The sequence below is a fragment of the Massilia sp. TSP1-1-2 genome, from assembly GCF_049896185.1.
Taxonomy (GTDB): Bacteria; Pseudomonadota; Gammaproteobacteria; order Burkholderiales; family Burkholderiaceae_D; genus Telluria_A.
In genome coordinates this window covers 82,539-104,509 of the sequence record NZ_JAFCTU010000007.1, presented here as the reverse complement: position 1 = coordinate 104,509, position 21,971 = coordinate 82,539, and the positions used below count along the sequence as shown (strand labels likewise).

Annotated in this window: 15 protein-coding genes and 1 pseudogene; 10 read left to right on the top strand and 6 right to left on the bottom strand. The window is 62.7% G+C overall.

What is annotated here, in order from left to right:
* Window positions 1–3: 3 nt before the first annotated feature.
* The 4 genes from ACP7BV_RS08305 to folD are packed head-to-tail and all read right to left on the bottom strand — an operon-like array spanning window position 4 to window position 4,087.
* Entirely contained in the window at window positions 4–423 is a 420-nt protein-coding gene (locus ACP7BV_RS08305; protein ID WP_426103334.1) for a DNA polymerase III subunit chi, read from the bottom strand.
* An 8-nt stretch (window positions 424–431) separates the two neighbouring features.
* Entirely contained in the window at window positions 432–1,094 is a 663-nt protein-coding gene (locus ACP7BV_RS08300; protein WP_426103333.1) for a glutaredoxin family protein, read from the bottom strand.
* Window positions 1,095–1,117: 23 nt separating this feature from the next.
* The gene (locus ACP7BV_RS08295; protein WP_426103332.1) at window positions 1,118–3,202 is read right to left on the bottom strand and encodes a M3 family metallopeptidase; all 2,085 of its coding nucleotides are present in this window, start codon (window positions 3,200–3,202) and stop codon (window positions 1,118–1,120) included.
* A 39-nt stretch (window positions 3,203–3,241) separates the two neighbouring features.
* Window positions 3,242–4,087, bottom strand: coding sequence for a bifunctional methylenetetrahydrofolate dehydrogenase/methenyltetrahydrofolate cyclohydrolase FolD (folD, locus tag ACP7BV_RS08290; RefSeq protein WP_426103331.1), 846 nt, complete (start codon window positions 4,085–4,087; stop codon window positions 3,242–3,244).
* A gap of 250 nt (window positions 4,088–4,337) precedes the next feature.
* On the opposite strand from folD, the gene aceE reads away from it, so the two are divergent.
* From aceE to lpdA, 3 genes and pseudogenes are all read left to right on the top strand, one after another.
* Window positions 4,338–7,034, top strand: a complete 2,697-nt coding sequence (gene aceE / locus ACP7BV_RS08285; RefSeq protein ID WP_426103330.1) for a pyruvate dehydrogenase (acetyl-transferring), homodimeric type — start codon at window positions 4,338–4,340, stop codon at window positions 7,032–7,034.
* Window positions 7,035–7,166: 132 nt separating this feature from the next.
* Window positions 7,167–8,513, top strand: a pseudogene (gene aceF / locus ACP7BV_RS08280) (dihydrolipoyllysine-residue acetyltransferase); the annotation flags it as partial.
* Window positions 8,514–8,525: 12 nt separating this feature from the next.
* Window positions 8,526–10,343: a dihydrolipoyl dehydrogenase gene (gene lpdA / locus ACP7BV_RS08275; RefSeq protein ID WP_426103329.1), complete on the top strand. Its 1,818-nt coding sequence runs from the start codon at window positions 8,526–8,528 to the stop codon at window positions 10,341–10,343.
* A 170-nt stretch (window positions 10,344–10,513) separates the two neighbouring features.
* Here the strand turns inward: lpdA and ACP7BV_RS08270 are convergent, their stop codons facing one another.
* Together ACP7BV_RS08270 and ACP7BV_RS08265 are read right to left on the bottom strand one after the other, a co-directional pair.
* On the bottom strand, window positions 10,514–10,699 hold the full coding sequence (locus ACP7BV_RS08270) for a hypothetical protein (RefSeq protein WP_426103328.1): 186 nt from the start codon (window positions 10,697–10,699) through the stop codon (window positions 10,514–10,516).
* Between the two features lie 88 nt (window positions 10,700–10,787).
* Entirely contained in the window at window positions 10,788–11,426 is a 639-nt protein-coding gene (locus ACP7BV_RS08265; protein WP_426103327.1) for a TetR/AcrR family transcriptional regulator, read from the bottom strand.
* 108 nt (window positions 11,427–11,534) lie between these two features.
* On the opposite strand from ACP7BV_RS08265, the gene ACP7BV_RS08260 reads away from it, so the two are divergent.
* From ACP7BV_RS08260 to ACP7BV_RS08230, 7 genes are all read left to right on the top strand, one after another.
* Complete coding sequence (locus tag ACP7BV_RS08260; protein ID WP_426103326.1) at window positions 11,535–12,659, top strand: HlyD family efflux transporter periplasmic adaptor subunit; 1,125 nt, start codon at window positions 11,535–11,537, stop codon at window positions 12,657–12,659.
* Window positions 12,660–12,668: 9 nt separating this feature from the next.
* Complete coding sequence (locus ACP7BV_RS08255; RefSeq protein ID WP_426103325.1) at window positions 12,669–14,288, top strand: DHA2 family efflux MFS transporter permease subunit; 1,620 nt, start codon at window positions 12,669–12,671, stop codon at window positions 14,286–14,288.
* 18 nt (window positions 14,289–14,306) lie between these two features.
* A complete protein-coding gene (locus tag ACP7BV_RS08250; RefSeq protein WP_426103324.1) occupies window positions 14,307–15,752 on the top strand; it encodes an efflux transporter outer membrane subunit in 1,446 nt (481 codons plus the stop codon).
* Window positions 15,753–16,108: 356 nt separating this feature from the next.
* Window positions 16,109–17,833: a dipeptidyl-peptidase 3 family protein gene (locus ACP7BV_RS08245; protein WP_426103323.1), complete on the top strand. Its 1,725-nt coding sequence runs from the start codon at window positions 16,109–16,111 to the stop codon at window positions 17,831–17,833.
* Between the two features lie 192 nt (window positions 17,834–18,025).
* Entirely contained in the window at window positions 18,026–19,810 is a 1,785-nt protein-coding gene (locus ACP7BV_RS08240; protein WP_426103322.1) for a methyl-accepting chemotaxis protein, read from the top strand.
* Window positions 19,811–19,940: 130 nt separating this feature from the next.
* Window positions 19,941–20,627 (top strand): hypothetical protein, encoded by a 687-nt coding sequence (locus tag ACP7BV_RS08235; protein WP_426103321.1) that lies wholly within the window; start codon window positions 19,941–19,943, stop codon window positions 20,625–20,627.
* Between the two features lie 118 nt (window positions 20,628–20,745).
* A complete protein-coding gene (locus ACP7BV_RS08230) occupies window positions 20,746–21,777 on the top strand; it encodes a BON domain-containing protein (protein WP_426103320.1) in 1,032 nt (343 codons plus the stop codon).
* Window positions 21,778–21,971: the final 194 nt, after the last annotated feature.

Sequence of the window (21,971 nt, the reverse complement as noted above, 5' to 3'; positions counted from 1 at the left end):
GGTCTAGGCGGCGACGAAGTGGGTGAGGGGAAAGGATTGCTGTTTGTAGGCCAGGTAGCGCTTGCGTCCGGCGGCGGCGTCATCTTCGGCCGTGGAAATGATCTCGAATACGCGCTGGAACCGTTCAAAGCGCAGCGGTGTCGCCTGCGTCAGGTTGACCAGCATATCGTAATGGGGAAACTCGCCCTCCAGGCTGTCGGTGACGATGATGGGCGAGTGCGGCGCCAGCGCATCGCCAGCCATAGCGTGAGGCAAAAAATCGGTCTCGCCCACGGTCCACAGGCCACTGTTCAGTGCTGCGGCCTGGGCGGCGTCGGCGGCCAGCAGCACCAGCTTGCCGCGCGCGCCGTAGGCCTTCCGCGCGAGGCGGCAGGCGTAACTGACCTTGTCCGAAATATTGGTGTGAAAGTCAATGCGCGTCATTGCATCGCTCAAAACTGGAACCCCGGCGGCGCCGTGGAGGATGCAGGCTTGGCCGCGGCGGCTTCCTTGCGCCGCTTTTCCGCTTCCTGGGCGGCGGCCGCTGCGCGCAGAGCTGCCTGGTCGGGCCCGGCCTTGACGGGCTTGGGCGCGGCGGACGCTGCCGTTGGATACTGGTAGTTCGCTGGCAGCATCTTGCTCGTTGGGTAAAGCGCGACATTGAGCATCGAATTCCAGGCCTCCGCCTGAAAGCCGGTCGACTTGGCGCTGCCAACGGTCAGAAAAGGCATGCTGCCGTTGCCGCCTGCCTCCTTGAGTTTTGCCACATCGGCGTCCGAGCCCACCGTTTTCTCGATAAAGGGGATGCCGCGTGCTTTCAGGAAATTGCGCCCCTCGTCGCAGCCGGCGCAGGGGTTGGTCGTAAATAAGATGACCGGGAAATTGCGCGTCGCCGTTGCCAGCGCGTAGGGCAACGAGACGCCGCCCATGTCGCCGCCGCCGGCCTTGATCTGCGACGGCTTGGCCGTTGGCGGCGGGGGCTGATCCGAAAAATGCGTCTTGCCGCTGGCATCGACCCATTTGTACATTTGCGCGCTGGCGCTGCCCATGCACAGTAGCATGGCCAGGCCGAGGAAAGCGCCGTGGCGCACGTTCGATGTGATTGCAAAAATCATTTTTCGGTCTCCTGCGGGCACGCTCAGGCTTGCATGCCGCTGTGGCGCAACAGCGCGTCGATGCTCGGTTCGCGGCCGCGGAAGGCCTTGAACGATTCGAGCGCCGGGCGCGAACCACCGACTGCGAGGATCTCTTGTTGAAACCGCTTGCCGGTGTCCTCGGACAATGTCCCACCGCCGGCCGCCACCGCCTCTTCGAAGGCGGCGTAGGCATCGGCGGACAAGACTTCTGCCCACTTGTAGCTATAGTACCCGGCGGCATACCCACCTGCAAAGATATGTCCGAAAGAGTGTTGGAATCGGTTGAACGGGGGCGGCGTCATGACCGAGAACTTGGCGCGAACTTCGTTGATCAAGTCTTGAACGGCCTTGGAACTGGTCGGATCGTAATCAAAATGCAAATGCATGTCGACCAGCGAGAATTCCACTTGGCGCAGCGTTTGCATGCCGGATTGGAAATTTTTCGCCGCTGTCATCTTGTCGAACAAGGCGCGCGGCAAGGGTTCCCCGGTTTTGACGTGCGACGTCATGTTTTGCAGGACTTCCCATTCCCAGCAAAAGTTTTCCATGAATTGCGACGGCAATTCGACGGCATCCCATTCAACGCCCGAAATACCGGACACCGACAGTTCGTCAACTTGCGTAAGCATGTGGTGCAGGCCGTGGCCGAACTCGTGGAACAGCGTGGTCACTTCGTCATGCGTAAACAGCGATGGCTGCTGCACGCCGTCGACCGTGGCCGGCGACGTAAAGTTGCACGTCAGGTAGGCGACCGGCGTTTGCAGGGTGCCGCCCGTCTCGCTGCGGCGCCCGCGCGCGTCATCCATCCAGGCGCCGGGACGCTTGCCGCTGCGCGCGTACAGGTCCAGGTAGAACTGGCCGACCAGCTTGCCGTCGCGCTCGATGCGGTAAAAGCGCACGTCGGGATGCCAGGTGGGCGCCGTATCCGGCGCAATCTGGACCGAGAACAGGCTTTGCACCAACTGGAACAAGCCGTCGATGACTTTTGACTCCGGGAAGTATTCCTTCACTTCCTGGGCCGAAAAAGCGTAGCGGCGCTCGCGCAGCTTTTCCGAGGCGTAGGCCTGGTCCCAGGCTTCGAGTTGTTCGATACCCAGTTCGGTCCGGGCAAAGGTGCGCAGCTCGGCCAGGTCTTGCTCGGCGAACGGGCGCGCGCGCCGGGCCAGGTCTTCGAGGAAGGCAATCACGTGTTCCGGGCTTTGCGCCATTTTTGGCACCAGCGACACTTCGGCGAAGTTGCGGTAATCAAGCAACTTGGCTTCTTCGTCGCGCAGCTTGAGCAGCGTGGAAATATTGTTGGTGTTATCCCAGTTTTCAAGCTGACTGAACACGCTGCCCATGTCGGACGCCTTGGTGGCGCTGGCGCGGTACATGGTTTCGCGCAAGTCGCGCTTGTCGGCGAACTGCAAGACCGGGAAGTAAGAAGGGAAGTGCAGCGTGAACTGGTAGCCGCTCTTGCCGTCGGCTTCGGCGGCGGCGCGCGCCGCCTGCTTTGCGTCGGCGGGCAGGCCCGCCAGGTCGGCTTCGTCGGCCACCAGCAGCTTGTAGTCATTGGTGGCGTCGAGCACGTTCTCGGAAAAACGGGTGGAGACGGCCGCGTGCTGTTCCTGGATCGCTGCAAAGCGTTCCTTCTTGTCGGCCGACAGTTCGGCGCCGCCCAGGCGGAAGTCGCGCAGGGCGTTCTCGATGATTTTCTTGCGCGCTGGCGACAGCGCCGCGTAGGCCTCGCTGGCCTTGATGGCCTTGTACTTGCCGAACAGCGTCTCGTTTTGCGACAGCGCGGTCCAGAATTCGGTCACGCGCGGCTGGTTCTCGTTGTAGGCGGCGCGCAGTTCGGGGGTGTCGACGACGGCATTCAAATGGCCGACGATGCCCCAGGCGCGGCCCAGGCGCTCGGTGGTGTTTTCCAGCGGCGTGACGAAGTTTTTCCAGGTCACGTTGGTGGACGGTTGTTCGAGCGCGCTCAGCACGCTGCTGGCCTCGGCGATCAATTGTTCGATCGCCGGCGCCACGTGCTGCGGCGCGATGGCATCGAAACGCGGCAGGCCGCTAAAGTCGAGGAGGGGATTGGTGGTGTCGGTATGCATGTTCTCTCCTGGTTGTTCAGTTGCGGCCCGCCAAACGGCTCAGGTCCGCTCGGCCGCTTCGACCGTGTTCATTAACAGCATGGTAATCGTCATCGGGCCCACGCCGCCGGGAACGGGCGTAATGTGCGCGGCTATTTCACGCACGTTTGCCGTATCGACATCGCCGCACAGCTTGCCGTTCTCGTCGCGGTTCATGCCCACGTCGATCACGATGGCGCCCGGCTTGACCATGTCGGCGGTCAGCGTGTTGCGCCGGCCCACCGCGGCCACGATGACGTCGGCCTGGCGCGTGTGGTAAGCCAGGTCCGGTGTCGCACTATGGCAGATGGTGACGCTGGCGTTCGCGTGCAAGAGCAGCAGCGCCATTGGTTTGCCGACCGTGTTGCTGCGGCCGATCACGACGGCATGCTTGCCGCGCAGATCGTAGCCGGTGCTTTCGATCAGCTTCATGCAGCCGTACGGCGTGCACGGGCGGAAACCCGACAGGCCCGTCATCAGTTCGCCGGCGGACAGGACGGAATAGCCATCCACGTCTTTGGAGGTCGAGATCGCTTCAATGACCTTGTGCGGGTTGATGTGCTTTGGCAAAGGCATCTGCACCAAAATGCCGTGGATCGCCGGGTCAGCATTTAATGCGGCGATGCGGTCTAACAGGGCCGCCTCGGTGAGATCGGCGTCGTATTTTTCGAGCAGGGAGTGAAAACCGACATCGGCGCACGCCTTGACCTTGTTGCGCACGTACACCTGGCTGGCCGGGTCTTCGCCTACCAAAATGACGGCCAGGCCGGGCTGTTTGCCCTTGGCGCTCAGCGCGCCGGCGCGGCGGCCGATTTCGGTGCGCAGTTGTTGGGAGAGGAGGACACCATCGATCAGTTGTGCGGACATGATTAGCTAGCCGGTTGCAGGGGGAGTCGAGATTATAAAGCGGTGCGCGCGTTGGCGGTGGGGAGGGGCTTAAATACGCCGGTGCACGGCAAGGAGAATCCTGGGTATATTCCACAATATGAAACACGATATCGTAATTTGAAAAACTATAAAAACACTGTTAGAATTCACGCACTAATTTTGGGTAATGATAAATTGTCAGCAAAACCGCTCGTACATGATTTCGGGCGCCAACAAAGGAGACGCATTAATGTCAGCTCAACTCGACCAGTTGACGGCCCAGGCCGCCAACGATCCCGATACCCTCGAAACCAAGGAATGGCTGGAGGCGCTCGAGGCCGTCATCGACAACGAAGGGCCTGAACGCGCCCATTACCTGATGGAACGACTGGTCGACCTGGCACGCCGCCGCGGCGCCCATATCCCATTTTCCAGCAATACCGCCTACGTCAACACCATCCCCACCCACCTCGAAGAGCATTGCCCCGGCAACCTCGAGTACGAAGAGCGCCTGCGCTCGTGGATGCGCTGGAACGCGATGGCCATGGTGGTCAAGGCCAACCGCGCCGACGGCGACTTGGGCGGCCACATTTCCAGCTTCGCGTCGCTCGCCAACATGCTCGGAATTGGCTTTAACCACTTCTGGCGCGCCCCGTCGGCCGACCACGGCGGCGACCTGCTGTATATTCAAGGTCACTCTTCGCCCGGTATTTATGCGCGCGCCTTTTTGGAAGGACGCCTGTCCGAAGACCAGTTGCTGAACTTCCGCCGTGAAGTCGACGGCAAGGGCTTGTCGTCCTACCCGCACCCAAAATTGATGCCAACGTTCTGGCAGTTTCCGACCGTCTCAATGGGCCTGGGCCCGCTGATGGCGATCTACCAGGCGCGCTTTCTGAAGTACCTGCATGCACGCTCGATCGCCGACACTGAAAACCGCAAGGTCTGGGTCTTTTGCGGCGATGGCGAAATGGACGAGCCGGAATCGATGGGCGCGATCGGCATGGCCGCGCGGGAGCGTCTCGACAACCTGGTGATGGTCGTCAACTGCAACCTGCAGCGCCTGGACGGTCCGGTACGCGGCAACGGCAAGATCATCCAGGAACTCGAAGCGGACTTCCGCGGCGCCGGCTGGAATGTCGTCAAGGTCATCTGGGGCCCGGGCTGGGATGCCCTGCTGGCCAAGGACAAGGATGGCATCTTGCAGCGCGTGATGATGGAAACCGTTGACGGCGAATACCAGAACTACAAGGCCAAAGACGGCGCCTACGTGCGCAAGCACTTCTTCGGCAAGCACCCGGAGTTGTTGAAAATGGTCGCCAACATGACCGACGACGACATCTGGCGCCTGACCCGCGGCGGTCACGATCCGCACAAGATTTACGCCGCTTTCAAGATCGCGCAAGAAAACAAGGGCACGCCGACCGTCCTGCTGGTAAAGACCGTCAAGGGCTTTGGCATGGGCAAGTCCGGCGAAGCGCGCAATACCGCGCACCAGACCAAGAAGCTCGACGACGAAGCCATCCGCGAAATGCGCGACCGTTTCGGCATCCCGATTCCTGACGACAAGCTGGCCGAAATTCCGTTCTTCAAGCCGGCCGACGACGCCCCTGAAATGGTGTACCTGCACAAGCGCCGCGAAGCGCTGGGCGGCTACCTGCCGCAGCGCCGTCCGCAAGCGGCCGAAACGCTGCCGGTGCCTGCGCTGTCGGCATTCCAGAACGTGCTCGACGCCACCCCGGAAGGGCGTGAAATTTCGACCACGCAAGCGTATGTGCGCATCATTTCCACGCTGCTGCGCGACCCGAACCTGGGCCAGCGCATCGTGCCGATCCTGGTCGACGAATCGCGTACCTTCGGCATGGAAGGCTTGTTCCGCCAGATCGGCATCTTCAACCAGCAAGGGCAGTTGTACGAGCCGGTGGATAAAGACCAGGTCATGTACTACCGCGAAGACAAGGCCGGCCAGATCCTGCAGGAAGGGATCAACGAGGCAGGCGGCATGAGCTCGTGGATTGCCGCGGCGACGTCGTACTCGACCAACAACCGCATCATGATCCCGTTCTACACCTTCTACTCGATGTTCGGCATGCAGCGCATTGGCGATTTGGCCTGGGCGGCGGGCGACATGCGCGCACGCGGCTTCCTGATGGGCGGCACCGCCGGGCGCACCACGCTCAACGGCGAAGGCTTGCAGCACGAAGATGGCCACAGCCACGTAATGGCGGCCACGATTCCGAACTGCCTGCCGTATGACCCGACCTTCGGTCACGAAGTGGCGGTCATCATTCAGGATGGCCTGCGCCGCATGGTGGCCAACCAGGAAGACGTGTTCTACTACATCACCCTGATGAACGAGAACTACCCGATGCCTGGCATGAAGGCCGGTAGCGAAGAAGGCATCCTGAAAGGCATGTACCTGCTCCAGGAAGGCAAGGCCGACGCCCAGCAGCGCGTGCAGCTGGTCGGTTCGGGCACCATCTTGCGCGAGTCGATCTTCGCGGCGCAATTGCTGGAGCAGGATTTCGGCATCGCCGCCGACGTCTGGTCCGCGCCATCGCTCACCCTGATTGCCCGTGACGGCCAGGACGCCGAGCGCTGGAACATGGTCAACCCGACCGGCGAGCAACGTTCACCGTATGTGACGTCGCTGATGGAAAAGACGACCGGTCCGATCATCGCCACCACCGACTACATGCGTTTGTTCGCCGAGCAGATCCGCGCATTCATGCCAAAAGGGCGCACCTACAAGGTGCTGGGCACCGACGGTTTCGGGCGTTCCGACAGCCGCGTCAAGCTGCGTGAATTCTTCGAGGTCAATCGCCATTACATCGTGGTGGCGGCGCTCAAGGCGCTGGCCGACGAAGGCGCGATCGCCACCTCGGTGGTGGCTGACGCCATCGCCAAGTACGGCATCGATCCGAACAAGCCAAATCCAGTGACGCAATAAGAACCGCCACCACATCGCCCTCGCGCAAGCGGGGGCCCATGGAACGGTTGCGTAGACCGAAGGTTTTATGGGTCCCCAGGTACGTGAGGACGATGTGTTGCGTGTGCCTAAACCAATAAGAACGCGAATAAGAACGGAGCAGCTATGAGCATAGTGGAAGTCAAAGTCCCGGATATCGGCGACTTCAAGGAAGTCGAAGTCATTGAATTAATGGTCAAGCCGGGCGACACCGTCAAGGTTGACCAGTCGCTGGTCACTGTCGAGTCGGACAAGGCCAGCATGGAAATCCCGTCCAGTCATGCCGGCGTGGTCAAGGAATTGCGCATCAAGATGGGCGACAAGATCGCCGAAGGATCGCTGTTGCTGATTCTTGAAGCATCCGATGCGGCAGCGCCGGCAGAAGCAGCACCGGCAGCACCGGCAGCGGCGGCACCAGCGGCTGCGGCACCGGCACCAGCGGCAGCAGCACCAGCGCCAGTTGCAGCAGCGCCGGCTCCAGCTGCAGCACCGGCGGCAGCGCCAGCGGCACCCGCCACATCGAACGCCAAGGCCCACGCATCGCCATCGATTCGCAAATTCGCGCGCGAACTTGGCGTCGACCTGACCCGCATCGCCGGCAGCGGTCCCAAAGGCCGCATCACCCAGCAAGACGTGCAAGGTTTCGTCAAGGGCGTGATGGCGAGCGCTTCGCCTGGCAACGGCACTGCTGCGGCCAAAGGCGGCAGCGGCGTCGGCCTCGATTTGCTGCCGTGGCCGTCGCTCGACTTCAGCAAATTCGGCCCGACCGAACTGCTGGCGCTGTCGCGCATTAAGAAGATCAGCGGACCCAACCTGCACCGCAACTGGGTGATGATCCCGCACGTGACGCAGTTTGACGAGTCCGACGTGACCGACCTCGAACAGTTCCGCGTCGATTCCAACGCGGCGCTGGCCAAGTCCAAGTCGACCGTCAAGCTGACCATGCTCGCCTTTGTGATCAAGGCCAGTGTCGCTGCGCTGAAAAAATACCCCGCTTTCAATTCGTCGATCGACGAGACCGGCGCCAACCTGATCCTCAAGCAGTACTACAACGTCGGCTTTGCGGCCGACACGCCGAACGGCCTGATGGTCCCGGTAATCAAGGACGCCGACAAGAAATCGATCTCGCAGATCGCCGTCGAAATGGGCGAACTGTCGGGCGCAGCGCGCGACGGCAAGCTCAAGCCGGCCGACATGCAGGGCGCGACCTTCACCATTTCGTCGCTGGGCGGCATTGGCGGCACGGCCTTCACGCCGATCATCAACGCGCCTGAAGTGGCCATCCTCGGCCTGTCCAAGTCGGCCATGAAGCCGGTGTGGGACGGCGCTGCCTTCCAGCCGCGTCTGATGCTGCCGCTGTCGCTGTCGTACGACCACCGCGTCATCGACGGCGCCATGGCCGCGCGCTTTACCGCATACCTGGCAGAAGTCATGTCGGATCTGCGCAAGTCACTGTTATAAGGAGACCGAACGATGAGCACAGACGTCAAGGTCCCGAATATCGGCGACTTCAAGGAAGTGGAAGTAATCGAGCTGATGGTCAAGGTTGGCGACACGATCAAGGTCGACCAGTCCTTGATTACGGTCGAATCCGACAAGGCCAGCATGGAGATTCCGTCGACCCATGCAGGCGTGGTCAAGGAATTGAAAATCAAGGTGGGCGACAAGGTGGCCGAAGGCTCGATCCTGCTGGTGGTGGAAGAGGGCGCCGGCGCTGCAGCTGCCGCGCCGGCGGCGCCAGTAACAGCGGCAGGGGCGGCCCCGGCCTCGGCGCCAGCCGAATCCCAGGCGCCGGCGCGTCCCGACGCAGCGCCCGTGGCAGCGTCGGCAACACCGGCGCCCACCATGGCCAAGTACGACGGCAAGGTCGACATCGAATGCGAGATGATGGTCCTCGGCGCCGGCCCCGGTGGCTATTCGGCGGCCTTCCGTTCGGCCGATCTGGGCATGAACACGGTGCTGGTCGAGCGCTACGCGGCGTTAGGTGGCGTGTGCCTGAACGTGGGCTGCATTCCATCGAAGGCGCTGCTGCACGTGGCGGCCGTGATCGATGAAACGGCCGGCATGGCCAAGCATGGCATCAGCTTTGCCAAGCCTGAAATCGACATCGACCAGCTGCGCGCCTACAAGGACAAGGTCATCACCAAGATGACCGGCGGGCTGGCCGGCATGGCCAAGGCGCGCAAGGTCAATGTGGTGCAGGGCGTGGGCAGCTTTGTCAGCGCCAACCATCTCGAGGTGACGGCGCAAGACGGCAGCAAGAAAGTCATCGCGTTCCAGAAGGCGATCATCGCCGCCGGTTCGTCGGTGGTGAACCTGCCGTTCGTGCCGGAAGATCCGCGCATCGTCGACTCCACCGGCGCGCTCGAACTGCGCCAGATCCCCAAGCGCATGCTGGTCATTGGCGGGGGCATCATCGGTCTCGAAATGGCGACCGTGTATTCCACGCTGGGCGCGCGCATCGACGTCGTTGAAATGCTTGACGGCTTGATGCAAGGGGCCGACCGCGACATGGTCAAGGTCTGGCAAAAGTTCAACGAAAAGCGCTTCGACAACATCTTCACAAAGACCAAAACGGTCGCGGTGGAGGCGCTGGCCGAAGGCATCAAGGTGTCGTTCGAAGCTGCCGAAGCGGGCGCCAAGGCGCCCGAGCCGCAGCTCTACGACCTGGTGCTGGTGGCCGTTGGCCGCAGCCCGAACGGCAAGAAGATCGCCGCCGACAAGGCCGGCGTGACGGTGACGGAGCGCGGCTTCATTCCGGTCGACGCCCAGATGCGCACCAATGTGCCGCATATCTTCGCCATCGGCGACCTGGTGGGCCAGCCGATGCTGGCGCACAAGGCGGTGCATGAGGCGCACGTGGCGGCCGAAGCGGCGCACGGCGAAAAGGCCTTCTTCGACGCGCGCGTGATTCCATCGGTGGCCTACACCGATCCGGAAGTGGCGTGGGTTGGCATTACCGAAGACGAAGCCAAGGCGCAGGGCATCAAGCTGGAAAAAGGCCACTTCCCGTGGGCTGCCAGCGGACGCGCCGTTGCCAATGGCCGCGACGAAGGCTTCACCAAGCTGCTGTTTGACGCCGAGACGCACCGGATTGTCGGTGGCGGCATCGTGGGCACGCATGCAGGCGACATGATCGGCGAAATCGCGCTGGCGATCGAGATGGGCGCCGACGGCGTCGATATTGGCAAGACGATTCACCCGCATCCGACCTTGGGCGAATCGATCGGCATGGCCGCCGAAGTGTACAAGGGTGTGTGCACCGATCTGCCGCCGATGCGCAAGCGCTAGTACGCGAAAAGCAAGGGACCTCACATCGCCGCAGCATGCGCGCGCCCGATGTGGGGCGCCCTCGATGGCACGGCAAAAAAAGGGAAGCTCACGCTTCCCTTTTTCAGTTTCTGATGATGCTGCGCTTTACAAAGCGCCAGAACAGCGTCGTGGCTGTTGTTTCTTTTTGATTAGCTGTAGCTGGTCCACGTGGTTGGAATCTCCAAATTGCCACTGCGGGCAGCGTCGGCATAGGCGCGCAGTTCGGCAAGCATGGCTTCCATTTGCTCGGTACTCGGGTTGGCCAAAAACCCTTTCATGCGTTCATTGAGCGCGGCCTGCTGGTCGCGCCATTCGTAACGAGCGGACTTGCTCATATGACCTCCTCGAAAGACTATAGATTGCCAGAACATGAACTAGTGCTCGGTGCGCTGACGCACGTTCGACCAGTTCGCCTTGCGGGCCTCAAGCGTCTTTAGGCGCGCGCATTACGCTGTGGTAGAACAGTGCAAGGCGCTGGTGCAGCCGGGCATTGACTTGCGCGCGCTGCTCGGTCGCCGGATCGAACAGGAAGCGCGAAAAAAAATCACCTATTACGCAGTTGATCAGGAAAGGCGGTATCAGCTCCATCTCCAGGTCGTCGCGCAATTGCGCGCGGATATCGGGCCTGGCGAAATAGTGCGCCAGCATGTCGCGCGACTGGCGTGGCCCGGCGTCATAAAACGAATGCGCCAATTCCGGATTGTTCTTCGCTTCGGCAACGACCATGCGCTGCACGGCCAGCGCTTCGGGTGCCGTGATCATGGCCAGAAAATGTTCGCTGAATTCGCCGATCACTTCTTTCATCGGACGCAGGTCGGTTTCCATCTCGTGCGGTGAAATAAAACGGCCGCGGTTGGCGATCAACACTTCCTTGAACAAGCCTGCCTTGCCCCCGAACTTGACGTAAATAGTGCGCACTGCCACATGCGCTTCGCGGGCGATGCACTCCAGGCTGACCTTGCCATATCCCAGCTCCAGGAATAGCTGCCCTGCCTTCGTGATCAGATTTTTGTTGCGCGCCTCGAGGTCGGCGGCGCGCGGGCGTCCTGCTGCTTTTATCATGGCACGCACTTTAAGGTAAAATAAAATGAAATGCAACCGTTTCATTTCTTGACTTGCTTTAAGGAATGAATATAATGCTCGAACCCCATTTCATTTCGGAGTAGTGCCATGTCCCAGACGCAAAGCAAAGCGGAGTTGAGCCAACTCGCTCCCGTGCCACCCGCCACCGAGCCGGCCGCGACGCCGCCGAACTGGCGTGCGCGCGGCATCATTGCCGTCATTGCGCTGGTGGCACTGGGCTTCGGCGCCAAGATGTGGTACCACAGCAGCCATTTCGTGGAGACTGAAAACGCCTATGTGGCCGGACACGTCCACCCGGTCTCGTCGCGCATCGGCGGCGTCGTCACCAAGGTGCTGGTAGAAGACAACCAGGCGGTCAAGGCGGGTGACGTCATCGCCGAACTCGATCCGGCCGACCAGCGTGTCAAGGTTGAACAAATCGAGGCGCAGATCGGCAGCGCCCAGCAGCAGGTGATCCAGGCCGACGCGCAGGTGGCGCAAGTGCGCGCCCAGGCGGGGGCCGCCAGCGCGCAGGTCGCGCAGTCGCAGGCGCTGCTGGTGCGCGCCAACCAGGATGCCGAGCGTTTCGGCCAGCTCTATAGCAGCACCATGAAAGCGGTATCGAAGGCCGAAGTGGACGCGGCCAACGCCAGCCGCGCCGGCGCCAAGGCCGACCTGGCCGCGCGCCGCGGCAACGCCGAAGCTGCGCAGGCGCAGATCAGCGCCGCCGGCGCCGCGCGCGACGTCGTCAAGGCCCAGATCAAGGTACTGCAGGCGCAGTTAAAGGATGCGAAGCAGCAGCTTGGCTACAACAGGATCGTCGCGCCGGTGGACGGTCGCCTGGGCCGGCGCAGCGTGGAAGTGGGCGCGCGCGTGCAGGCCGGGCAGCAGCTGGCCGCCATCGTGCAGGAAGAAGTCTGGATTACCGCCAATTTCAAGGAAACCCAGTTGGGTGGCCTGCATAGCGGCCAGGCCGTCAAGGTCCTCATCGATGCGCTGCCCAAGCAGCCTTTGATCGGCCGCCTGGAGAGCTTTTCGCCGGCCTCGGGCAACCAGTTCGCGCTGCTGCCGGCCGATAACGCCACCGGCAACTTCACCAAGATCGTCCAGCGCGTGCCGGTCAAGATCGTGCTGCGCCCGGAAGACATCAAGGCCCTCAAAGGCCGCCTGGTGCCGGGCATGTCGGCGATGGCCGAAATTGAACTCAATCAAACCGCGCCAGCTGCCCGCTAAGAGCACGCCATGACCAGTTCGAGCACAACACCGAGCACAACACTTCACGGTGGCGCCGCGCCGGCGCGCGCGGCGCCATCCGAGCATGTCGACCTGCGCACCTGGATCGCGGTGGCCGCCGGGATGCTCGGCGCCTTCATGGCGGTGCTCGACATCCAGATCACCAACTCGTCGCTGCGCGACATTCTCGGTTCGCTTTCGGCCACCCAGGAAGAAGGCTCGTGGATTTCGACCGCCTACCTGTGCGCCGAAATTGTCGTCATTCCCATGACGGCGCTCCTGACGCAGGTGTTCGGGCTGCGCGGATATATCATGGGCACCACTGCGCTGTTCCTGGTGTTTTCCACGCTGTGCGGCGCCGCCTGGAACCTCGAGAGCATGATCGTGTTCCGCGCGCTGCAAGGCTTTACCGGCGGCGCGCTCATTCCCATGGCCCTCACGCTCGTCATGGCCAAGCTGCCGCCGTCCAAGCGTGCGGCCGGCATGGCCATTTTTGGCCTGACCGCCACGCTGGCGCCATCGATGGGCCCGACCGTGGGCGGCTACCTGGCCGAGATCTACGGCTGGCCGACCATTTTCTACATCAACTGGGTGCCCGGCATCTTGCTCATTTTCGGCATCTGGTGGGGCCTGGACGCGCAACCGCGGCGCTTGAAGCTGTTGGCCAATGCCGACTGGCTCGGCATCGCGCTGATGGCCGTGGGCCTCGGCTCCCTCACCATCATGCTCGAAGAAGGCAACTCGAAAGACTGGTTCGATTCGAGCTTCATCATCACCTTTGCGGGCCTGGCGCTGTTCGGCATTCTGGGCTGGGTGTACACCAGCATGAGCCGTCCGGAGCCGTTCGTGAACCTGCGCCTGTATGGGCAGCGCAACTTCTTGGTCGCCACGGTGCTCTCGGCCGTTATCGGCATGGGCCTGTATGGTTCCTCGTTCCTGCTGCCGCTGTACCTGGGCCAGATCGCCGGCTACACGCCGACCCAGATTGGCCTGGTCATCATGTGGGCCGGCCTGCCGCAGCTGTTCATCATGCCGTTCGCCGCGATCCTCTCGTCCAAGGTCGACAACCGCATCCTGTGCGCCTTCGGCCTGACGCTGTTTGGCATTTCGTGCCTGATGAACGCGCACATGGACGCCACTACCGGCTACGACCAGCTGTTCTGGTCGCAGGTGGTGCGCGCGCTGGGCCAGCCTTTCATCATGCTCACGCTGTCGCAGTTCGCCATGCATCACATCAGCGAGCGCGATACCGCCTCCGCGTCCAGCCTGTTCAACATGACGCGCAATCTGGGCGGCTCGATCGGCATTGCAATGCTCGGCACCATGCTCACCAACCGCGAGCACTTTCATTCGGCCGTGATCGGCGAATCGGTGTCGTCGCTGGCGCCGGCCACCCAGCTGCGGCTGGACCAGCTGACCAGTGCCTTCATGGCCAGGGGAGTTGACGCCGTGGCCGCCGGCCAGCAGGCGCTGGCTGCGATCGACCGCATCATCCGGCGCGAAGCGTACGTAATGGCCTATAACGACGGCTTTGTGATCATGGCGGTATTTTTGTTCGGCTGCGTTGCCGTGCTGATGCTCGCCGATAAAGTCCAAGCACCATCCGGCGCCAGCGCCGGCGCCCACTAATAAGTACGGAGAGTTCCCATGACGCCTTTTTCTCGACCGCTGATCTTGTGCGCGCTGCTCGCGCTGTCCGGCTGCACCACCATCGGCGCCGACTTCGTCGCTCCGCCCGGCGTGTCCGCACCGGGCTGGCGCAATGGCGGCGCCAGCGTTGACAGCGCGCGTCTGCCGGCCCAGTGGTGGACCGTGTTCAACGACGCCACGCTCAACGAGCTGGAAACGCGCGCCGTGCGCGACAACCCGGGCGTGAAAGCGAGCGCGCAGCGCCTGCTGCAGGCGCAGGCGCAGCTTTCCACCTTGCGCGCCGCGCAAGGCCCGAGCGTCAACCTGGGCACCTCGGTCGCCAATTCGCGCTCGTCGCAGTTCACGTCGCAGGCGCTGGCGCTGGGTGGGCGTTCGATCGAAGGCAACAACTACACCGTGGGCGCGTCGCTCTCGTACGAGATGGACCTGTGGGGACGCGTTCGGCGCGTGGTGGAAGCGGCCGACGCCCAGGCCCTGGCAACCCAGAACGACCGTGACGGCGTGATCTTGCTGCTGTCGGCGCAAGTGGCCAGCACCTACTGGCAGCTGCGCGGCATGGATGCCGAGATGGCGATCCTCAAGCAGGCGCTCGGTACGCGCGGCGAAGCGCTGCAGGTGATCGAGGCGCGCTACAACGGTGGCTTGACCAACGAACTTGACGTGGCGCGCGCGCGTGTGGAGCGCTCGAATGCGCAAGCCGATCTGGTGGAGGTGCAGCGTCAGCGCAATCTGCTCGAAAACGGCCTGGCCGTGCTGACCGGCGTCTCGCCGTCGGCGCCGCTGATTGCAAGCTTGACCGGCACCACGCTGCCGGAGCCGCCCGTCATTCCCGTGGGCCTGCCCGCCAGCTTGCTGTCGCAGCGCCCGGACCTGGCCGCCAGCGTGGCGCTGCTGCGCGCGGCCAACGCCAATGTGGCCGTGGCCGAGGGCGCGTTTTATCCGTCGCTCACGCTCACCAGCAACTTCGGTTTCGCGTCCGAGAGCCTGTCGGACCTGGCCAGGAGCGGGGCGCGCCAGTTTTCGGTCGGGCCGCTGGCGTTGTCGCTGCCAATCTTCGATGGCGGGCGTAACAAGGCCAACCTGGCCTTGTCGAAAGCGCGCTATGGCGAGGCGCTGGCGAACCACGAGACGCGCCTGCTGACGGCGCTGCGTGAAGTGGAAGACGCGCTGTCGGATGTGAAGCAGCGCCAGATGCAGGGCGAGGTGCAGGCCGGCTCGCAGCAGGCGGCGGCGCGCGCGGTACTGGTGGCCAATGCGCGCTATGAGCGCGGCTTGTCGAGCTACCTGGAAGTGACGGATGCGCAGCGCAGTTCGCTGGCGGCGGACCGCACGACGGCGCAGATCCGCACCCAGCGCCTGCTGGCGACGGTGGCGGTGGCGCGCTCGCTCGGGGCGGGCTGGACGCCGCAGGCGCCGGTGGCGACGATTGCCAACAGCAAGTAAGCAGGCGACTGCAGGGCGCCTTGCGAGCAGTTGACTGCGCAAACAATTGCGATATTTGGCAACTCGAAAACTGAAACGACATCGTCCTCGCGCAGGCGGGGACCTATGGAACGGTTCAACTGAGCAACCGTTCCATGGGTCCCCGCGTGCGCGAGGACGATGTGATTCTGCTTCACTGCGCCCCCCTCCGCTACGGCCTTGCGCGGGAGACGATGTGGGTCCGGTTTTCGTCGTCGCGCATGATTGCAAGTCCTGCCCGGCAAAAGTCCCCCACGCGTACGGCGACAGCCCCGATGCCTGCGCCGGCCCCGGTGGGATTACAATGCGTGTCATTGCCATCTCAATCACAAGGACCCATGAAGACGCTGCTCGTTCCCTTCCTCCTTTTGCTCGGCGCTTCGGCCGCCGCTTCTGACACCGCAGCCGTGGCCGCCCCGCGCGTGGCCACTGTCGGCGAACTTGGCGTGATGACGCGCCGCTACGCCCCGGTCGAGCTGAGCGCCGACATCTCGGCCCTGTCGCCCGGCGACAAGGCCGCCATCGCCAAACTGATCGAAGCGGCGAAAATTGTCGACGTGCTGCAGCTGCGCCAGCGCTGGTCCGGCAACGAAGCGCTGTGGGCCGTGCTCAAAAAAGATACCACGCCGCTGGGCAAGGCGCGCCTGGACTACTTCTGGGTCAACAAGGGCCCCTGGTCCATCCTGGACGATAACCAGTCGTTCATGCCGGCCGACTTCAAGGGGATCAAGATCCCCGCCAAAAAGCCGGAAGGCGCGAACTTTTATCCGGCCGGCGCCACCAAGAGCGCCCTGGAAGCATGGATGAACGGCCTCGCGCCCAAGGACAAGGAACAGGCGCAGTGGTTCTTCACGACCATCCGCGCCGGGGCCGACGGCAAGTTCAAGACCGTCAAGTATGCCGATGAATACAAGGCCGACCTGACCAAGCTGGCCAAGCTGCTGCGCGAAGCGGCTGCCGCCACCGACAACGCCTCGCTGAAAAAATTCCTGACCCTGCGCGCCGACGCCTTCCTGTCGAACGACTACCTGGCGTCCGACTTTGCATGGATGGACCTCGATGCGCCGGTCGACATCACCATCGGCCCGTACGAAACGTATAACGACGAGCTGTTCGGCTACAAGGCCGCGTTCGAAGCCTACGTCAATATCAAAGACCAGAAGGAGAGCCAGAAGCTCGACTTCTTCAGCAAGCACATGCAGGAGCTGGAAGACCACCTGCCGCTCGATAAGCAATACCGCAATCCGAAAGTGGGCGCCCAGGCCCCAATGGTCGTGGTCAACCAGGTGTATGGCGCGGGCGACGGCAACATGGGTGTACAGACGGCTGCCTACAACCTGCCCAACGACGAGCGCATCATCAGCCAGCGCGGTTCCAAGCGCGTCATGCTCAAGAACATACAGGAAGCGAAGTTTACGTCGACCCTCACGCCGATCGCCAAACTGGTATTGCGCCCGGAAGCGCAGGCCGACCTCGATTTCGATTCGTTTTTCACGCATATCCTGGCCCATGAAATCACGCACGGCCTGGGCCCGCACATGACCAAGGTGAACGGCAAGCAATCGACGCCGCGCCAGGACTTGAAGGAAGCCTATTCGACCATCGAGGAAGCCAAGGCCGACATGGCCGGCCTGTGGGCGCTGGGCTACATGATGGACAAGGGCCAGCTCAAGGACACGCTGGGGCAGGGCGCGGCTGCCGAACGCAAGCTGTACAACACCTTCCTGGCGTCGGCTTTCCGCACGCTGCATTTCGGCCTGACCGATTCGCACGCGCGCGGCATGGCGATCCAGCTCAATTATCTGCTCGACAAGGGCGCTTTCATCTCGCACGGCGACGGTACGTTCTCGACCGACTTCAAGAAGGTCAAGCAGGGCGTGATCGACTTGAACCGCGAGTTCCTCACGATCGAAGCGACCGGCGACTATGCGCGCGCCAAGGAATTGATGACTAAATACATCGTCATCCGTCCCGACGTGCAAAAGGCGCTCGACAAGATGAAGGTGGTGCCCAACGATATACGGCCAGCGTTCAGCACGGCCGCCACGCTGACGGCAAAGTAATAATTTGCTAACAGCTTGATGGTAAAGCAGGGTCAAAAAACCACGGAATGCCGTGGTTTTTTGTTTTCTTGATATCGTCCGTGCGAAACGTTCAATCGCTTCGTCATTGTGCTTCGCGTGCGTGCTGTGAAGCATGCTAAGGTTTCTTTTAGGAATTTAAACTCACGCGGGATACAGATGAAGACATCGAGCATGACCATTGGGACACGCCTGGCAATCGGCTTTGGCGGTGTATTTATTCTTATCATGCTGCTCTCGGCGATGGCGATTTCGCGCGTGCGCGGGATTGAAATGAGCCTGAACCAGATCAACCAGGTCAATAACGTCAAACAGCGCTACGCGATCAATTTCCGCGGCAGCGTGCATGACCGGGCCATTGCCTTGCGCGACGTGGTGCTGGCGGCCGATGCCGGCGCTGCCGCACCCCATGTTGAACTGATCAAGAAGCTGGCCGACAATTACGCCCGCTCGGCCGCGCCGCTCGATGAATTGTTTGCTGCCCGCACCGATACCAGTGCCGAGGAAAAAGCGGCGCTGGCCGGCATCAAGGACAGCGAGCGCAAGACCCAGCCTTTGATTGCCAGCGTGATTGCACTGCGTCTGGCCGCGCCCGAGCCTGCGCCGGCCCCTGCAACGCTGTTGTCGGCCGAGACCGCTCCCACCGCACAGGCAGGCGCGCCGGCTGCACCGGTTGCACCCATTGCACCAGCCAATGCCGAGGCCGCAGCCTTGCTCTCGGCCCAGGCCGCGCCAGCGTTTGTTGAATGGCTCGCCAGCGTCAACCGCCTGATCGACCTGGAAGAAAAACTGAACGCCGTCGAGGCCGGTAAGGCATCCAACCTTGCCAGCACCTTTTTGCTGTGGATGGTGGTGTTGTGCGCCATTGCGGTGGCGGTCGGCTCAATGGCGGCCTGGTACATCAGTGGCGGTCTGTTGCGCCAGCTGGGCGGGCAGCCCGACTACGCGGCCGCCATCGTGGGCAGCATTGCGGCCGGCAACCTGGCGGTGCAGATTGATACCAAAGTCAACGACAGCGCCAGCTTGCTGTACGCCATGAAAGGCATGCGCGACAACCTGGTGTCCATCGTGGCCCAGGTGCGGGCCGGCACCGTGACCATCACCACGGCCTCGAGCGAAATTGCAGCCGGCAATATGGACTTGTCGGCACGCACCGAAACCCAGGCCAGCACGCTGGAAGAAACCGCCTCGTCGATGGAAGAACTGACCGGCACCGTGCGCCAGAATGCCGAGCACGCGCGCCAAGCCAACACGCTGGCCGTTTCCGCGTCGGCCGTGGCCGTCAAGGGTGGCGCGGTGGTGGCGCAGGTGGTCGACACGATGGCCTCGATTAATGAATCGTCGAAGAAAATCGTGGACATCATCGGCGTCATCGACGGCATTGCGTTTCAAACCAATATTTTGGCGCTTAACGCGGCGGTAGAGGCGGCGCGCGCCGGCGAGCAAGGGCGCGGCTTTGCGGTGGTCGCGGCCGAAGTGCGCAACCTGGCGCAGCGCTCGGCGGCGGCGGCGCACGAAATCAAGGCGCTGATCGGCAGTTCGGTCGAACGGGTCGAAGTGGGCGCGAAACTGGTTGATGAAGCTGGCAGCACGATGCAGGAAATTGTTTCTAGCGTGAAGCGGGTGACCGACATCATGGCCGAGATCAGCCATGCCAGCGCCGAACAGACCGCCGGCATCGAGCAGGTGAACCGGGCGATTGGCCAGATGGATGAAGTGACCCAGCAAAATTCGGCCCTGGTGGAGCAGGCCACGGCCGCGTCGGCAGCCCTGAAGGACGAGGCGCAGGCGCTGGCGCAGGTGGTAAGCGTGTTCACGCTGGGTCACGAAGAGCGGGCCGCCGCGCCGTCGCAGTTGCTGCGGGTTCCGGCGCGTGCCCGGCCCGTGCAACGCCAGGCTGCGCCGCAGCGCAAGATTGTCAATTCCAGATCGGATGCTGACGAATGGGAAAGCTTGTAAGTAGCGGGCGGGCTCAATTCCACTTGAACCCGTGTGAATATTTTTCCACAAAGAAATATATTTCGTAAAATGGGGTGCAGACGACTATAAAATTGCCGATAGGCATTTATAGACTCGACCGGAGCATCCCATGTTCAAGCAGATGTTGTTCGCCGCGATCACCACAGTACCCGCGCTGGCCCACGCCGGCGCGCAGCTGACCGAGATCGAAACGCGCTGGCTGAAAGCAGCTGCGCCCGTGCTGGCCTACGCCCAGCGCCTCAAGCTTCCCATCGACATCATTGTGCAACCGCGGGCGCGCCCGAGCGACGTGCCGCTGGCTGTGGGTTTCATGGATGGGCGGTGCAAACTGGTGTTGTCGATGCGCGGCAATCCGGACGCCGAAAAACTGCTGGACAGCGTGCCGCAAGAACAGCGCGGCGTGTTGATGGAAGCGATGGCGGCCCATGAAGTGGGCCACTGCTGGCGTTATGCGCAAGGTGCGTGGCACGCCTTGCCAACCGGATTTACCGAAACGGCGGCGGCACCGGCTAGCGGGCCGGCGGGCGAATCGGCCGCGCTGCGCGACAGCCGGCGCGAGGAGGGCTTTGCCGACATGGTCGCGCTGGCCTGGACCCAGCGTTTCCATGCGGACAGCTACGGCCCGGTGTATGCCTGGCTGGCCGCAGTGCGCGCCGAGCAGCCGGCAGCGGGCGGCGCCCACGACACGCGCGCCTGGGCCAGCCTGGCCGCAGACGGCGGCGTGTTCAAGCAGGCGGCAACGCCGTTCGACGCGGCCGGCGTGCTCTGGCGCGCCGGTTTGCTGAGCGACGACTAGCGCGCTGCTGTCGGGATAATCGCCGCTAATTGTCCCGGTATGTACGTTCTCGCACAGAATGGCTCCGCTGCTGGTTGTTAAATGTTGTACCGACAACCACAAACAAAGAGACCACACTATGCAACCATTTAAAGCTACCCTGCTCGCCGCCGCACTGACCCTCGCCTTTTCGGGCGCCTACGCCGCACAGCAAGACGGCAAAGCCGACAGCGCAAGCTACAAAACCGTGACACAAAAGGCAGCGGCCGACTACAAGGCCGCCACCGCGCAATGCACCGGCAGCACGGGCAATGAAAAATCGACGTGCCTCGAAGAAGCCAAGGTGGCGCGCGCCCACACCAATCTGGACGCCGTAACCGAGCACAACAACACGCTGAAGGCGCGCACTTCCGCGCGCAATGCGCTGGCCCATGCCGAGCACGCGCTGGCCAAGGTCAAGTGCGCCGCCATGACCGGCGCCGACAAGGATAGTTGCATGGCGACGGCCACGTCGGTCCACACCGCTGCGCTGGCCGACGCCAAGGCAGACCGCGATACCCGCGTTGCCGCCACTGCCCGCGTGGACGACAAAGGCCTGGTCGCCAATACCCAGACGCGCGAGCCGGCCAAGGCGGCTGCCGTAGACAAGTGTGCCCAGATCGCAGGCAAACCGAGCACCGGCTGCCTGATCGACAACAAGGACCGCTCGGTTGCCAACGCCGCAGCCAATACCCGCGACGGGGCCGCAACGGTGGGCCAAAAGACCGAAAGCGTGGCGGAAACCGCTGTGCAAAAAACCAAGAACGCGGCCGCTATCGTTGCCGACAAGACTGGACGCGCCGTTGACCGCGTTGCCGACCGTACGGGAGCGGCCACCGACCGCGCCACCATCAAGACTGACGGCGCAACGGACCGCATGGCCGACAAGACGGCGGACGCTGCCAGCCGCAGCGGCAAAGTGGTTGCCGACTCGGTCATTACCACCAAGGTCAAGGCCGACCTGTTCAAGGAGCCGGAATTGAGCGCGATGGCGATCCACGTGGAAACTGAAAAAGGCGTCGTCATGCTCAGCGGTTTTGTCGACAATAAGGCTGACGCCGACAAGGCGGTGCGCCTGGCAAAGAGCGTGGACGGCGTGAGCCAGGTCAAGAGTGCGATCAAGGTGAAGTAAACGCCAACGCAAGCGCTGAAGCGAGCTGAAGCTAGCGCTGAAATGTGCGTTGAATCGCGCGTTGAATGTGACGCGCATGCAAGTGCGCAATCGCGCCCGACAAGCCGGGCGAAAACAAGCGCGCACATCAGCATTTTTCGGAACTGCAATGCCCGTTGTGGCATTGCAGTCACCGGCGGCATGTCCGCGTTCGA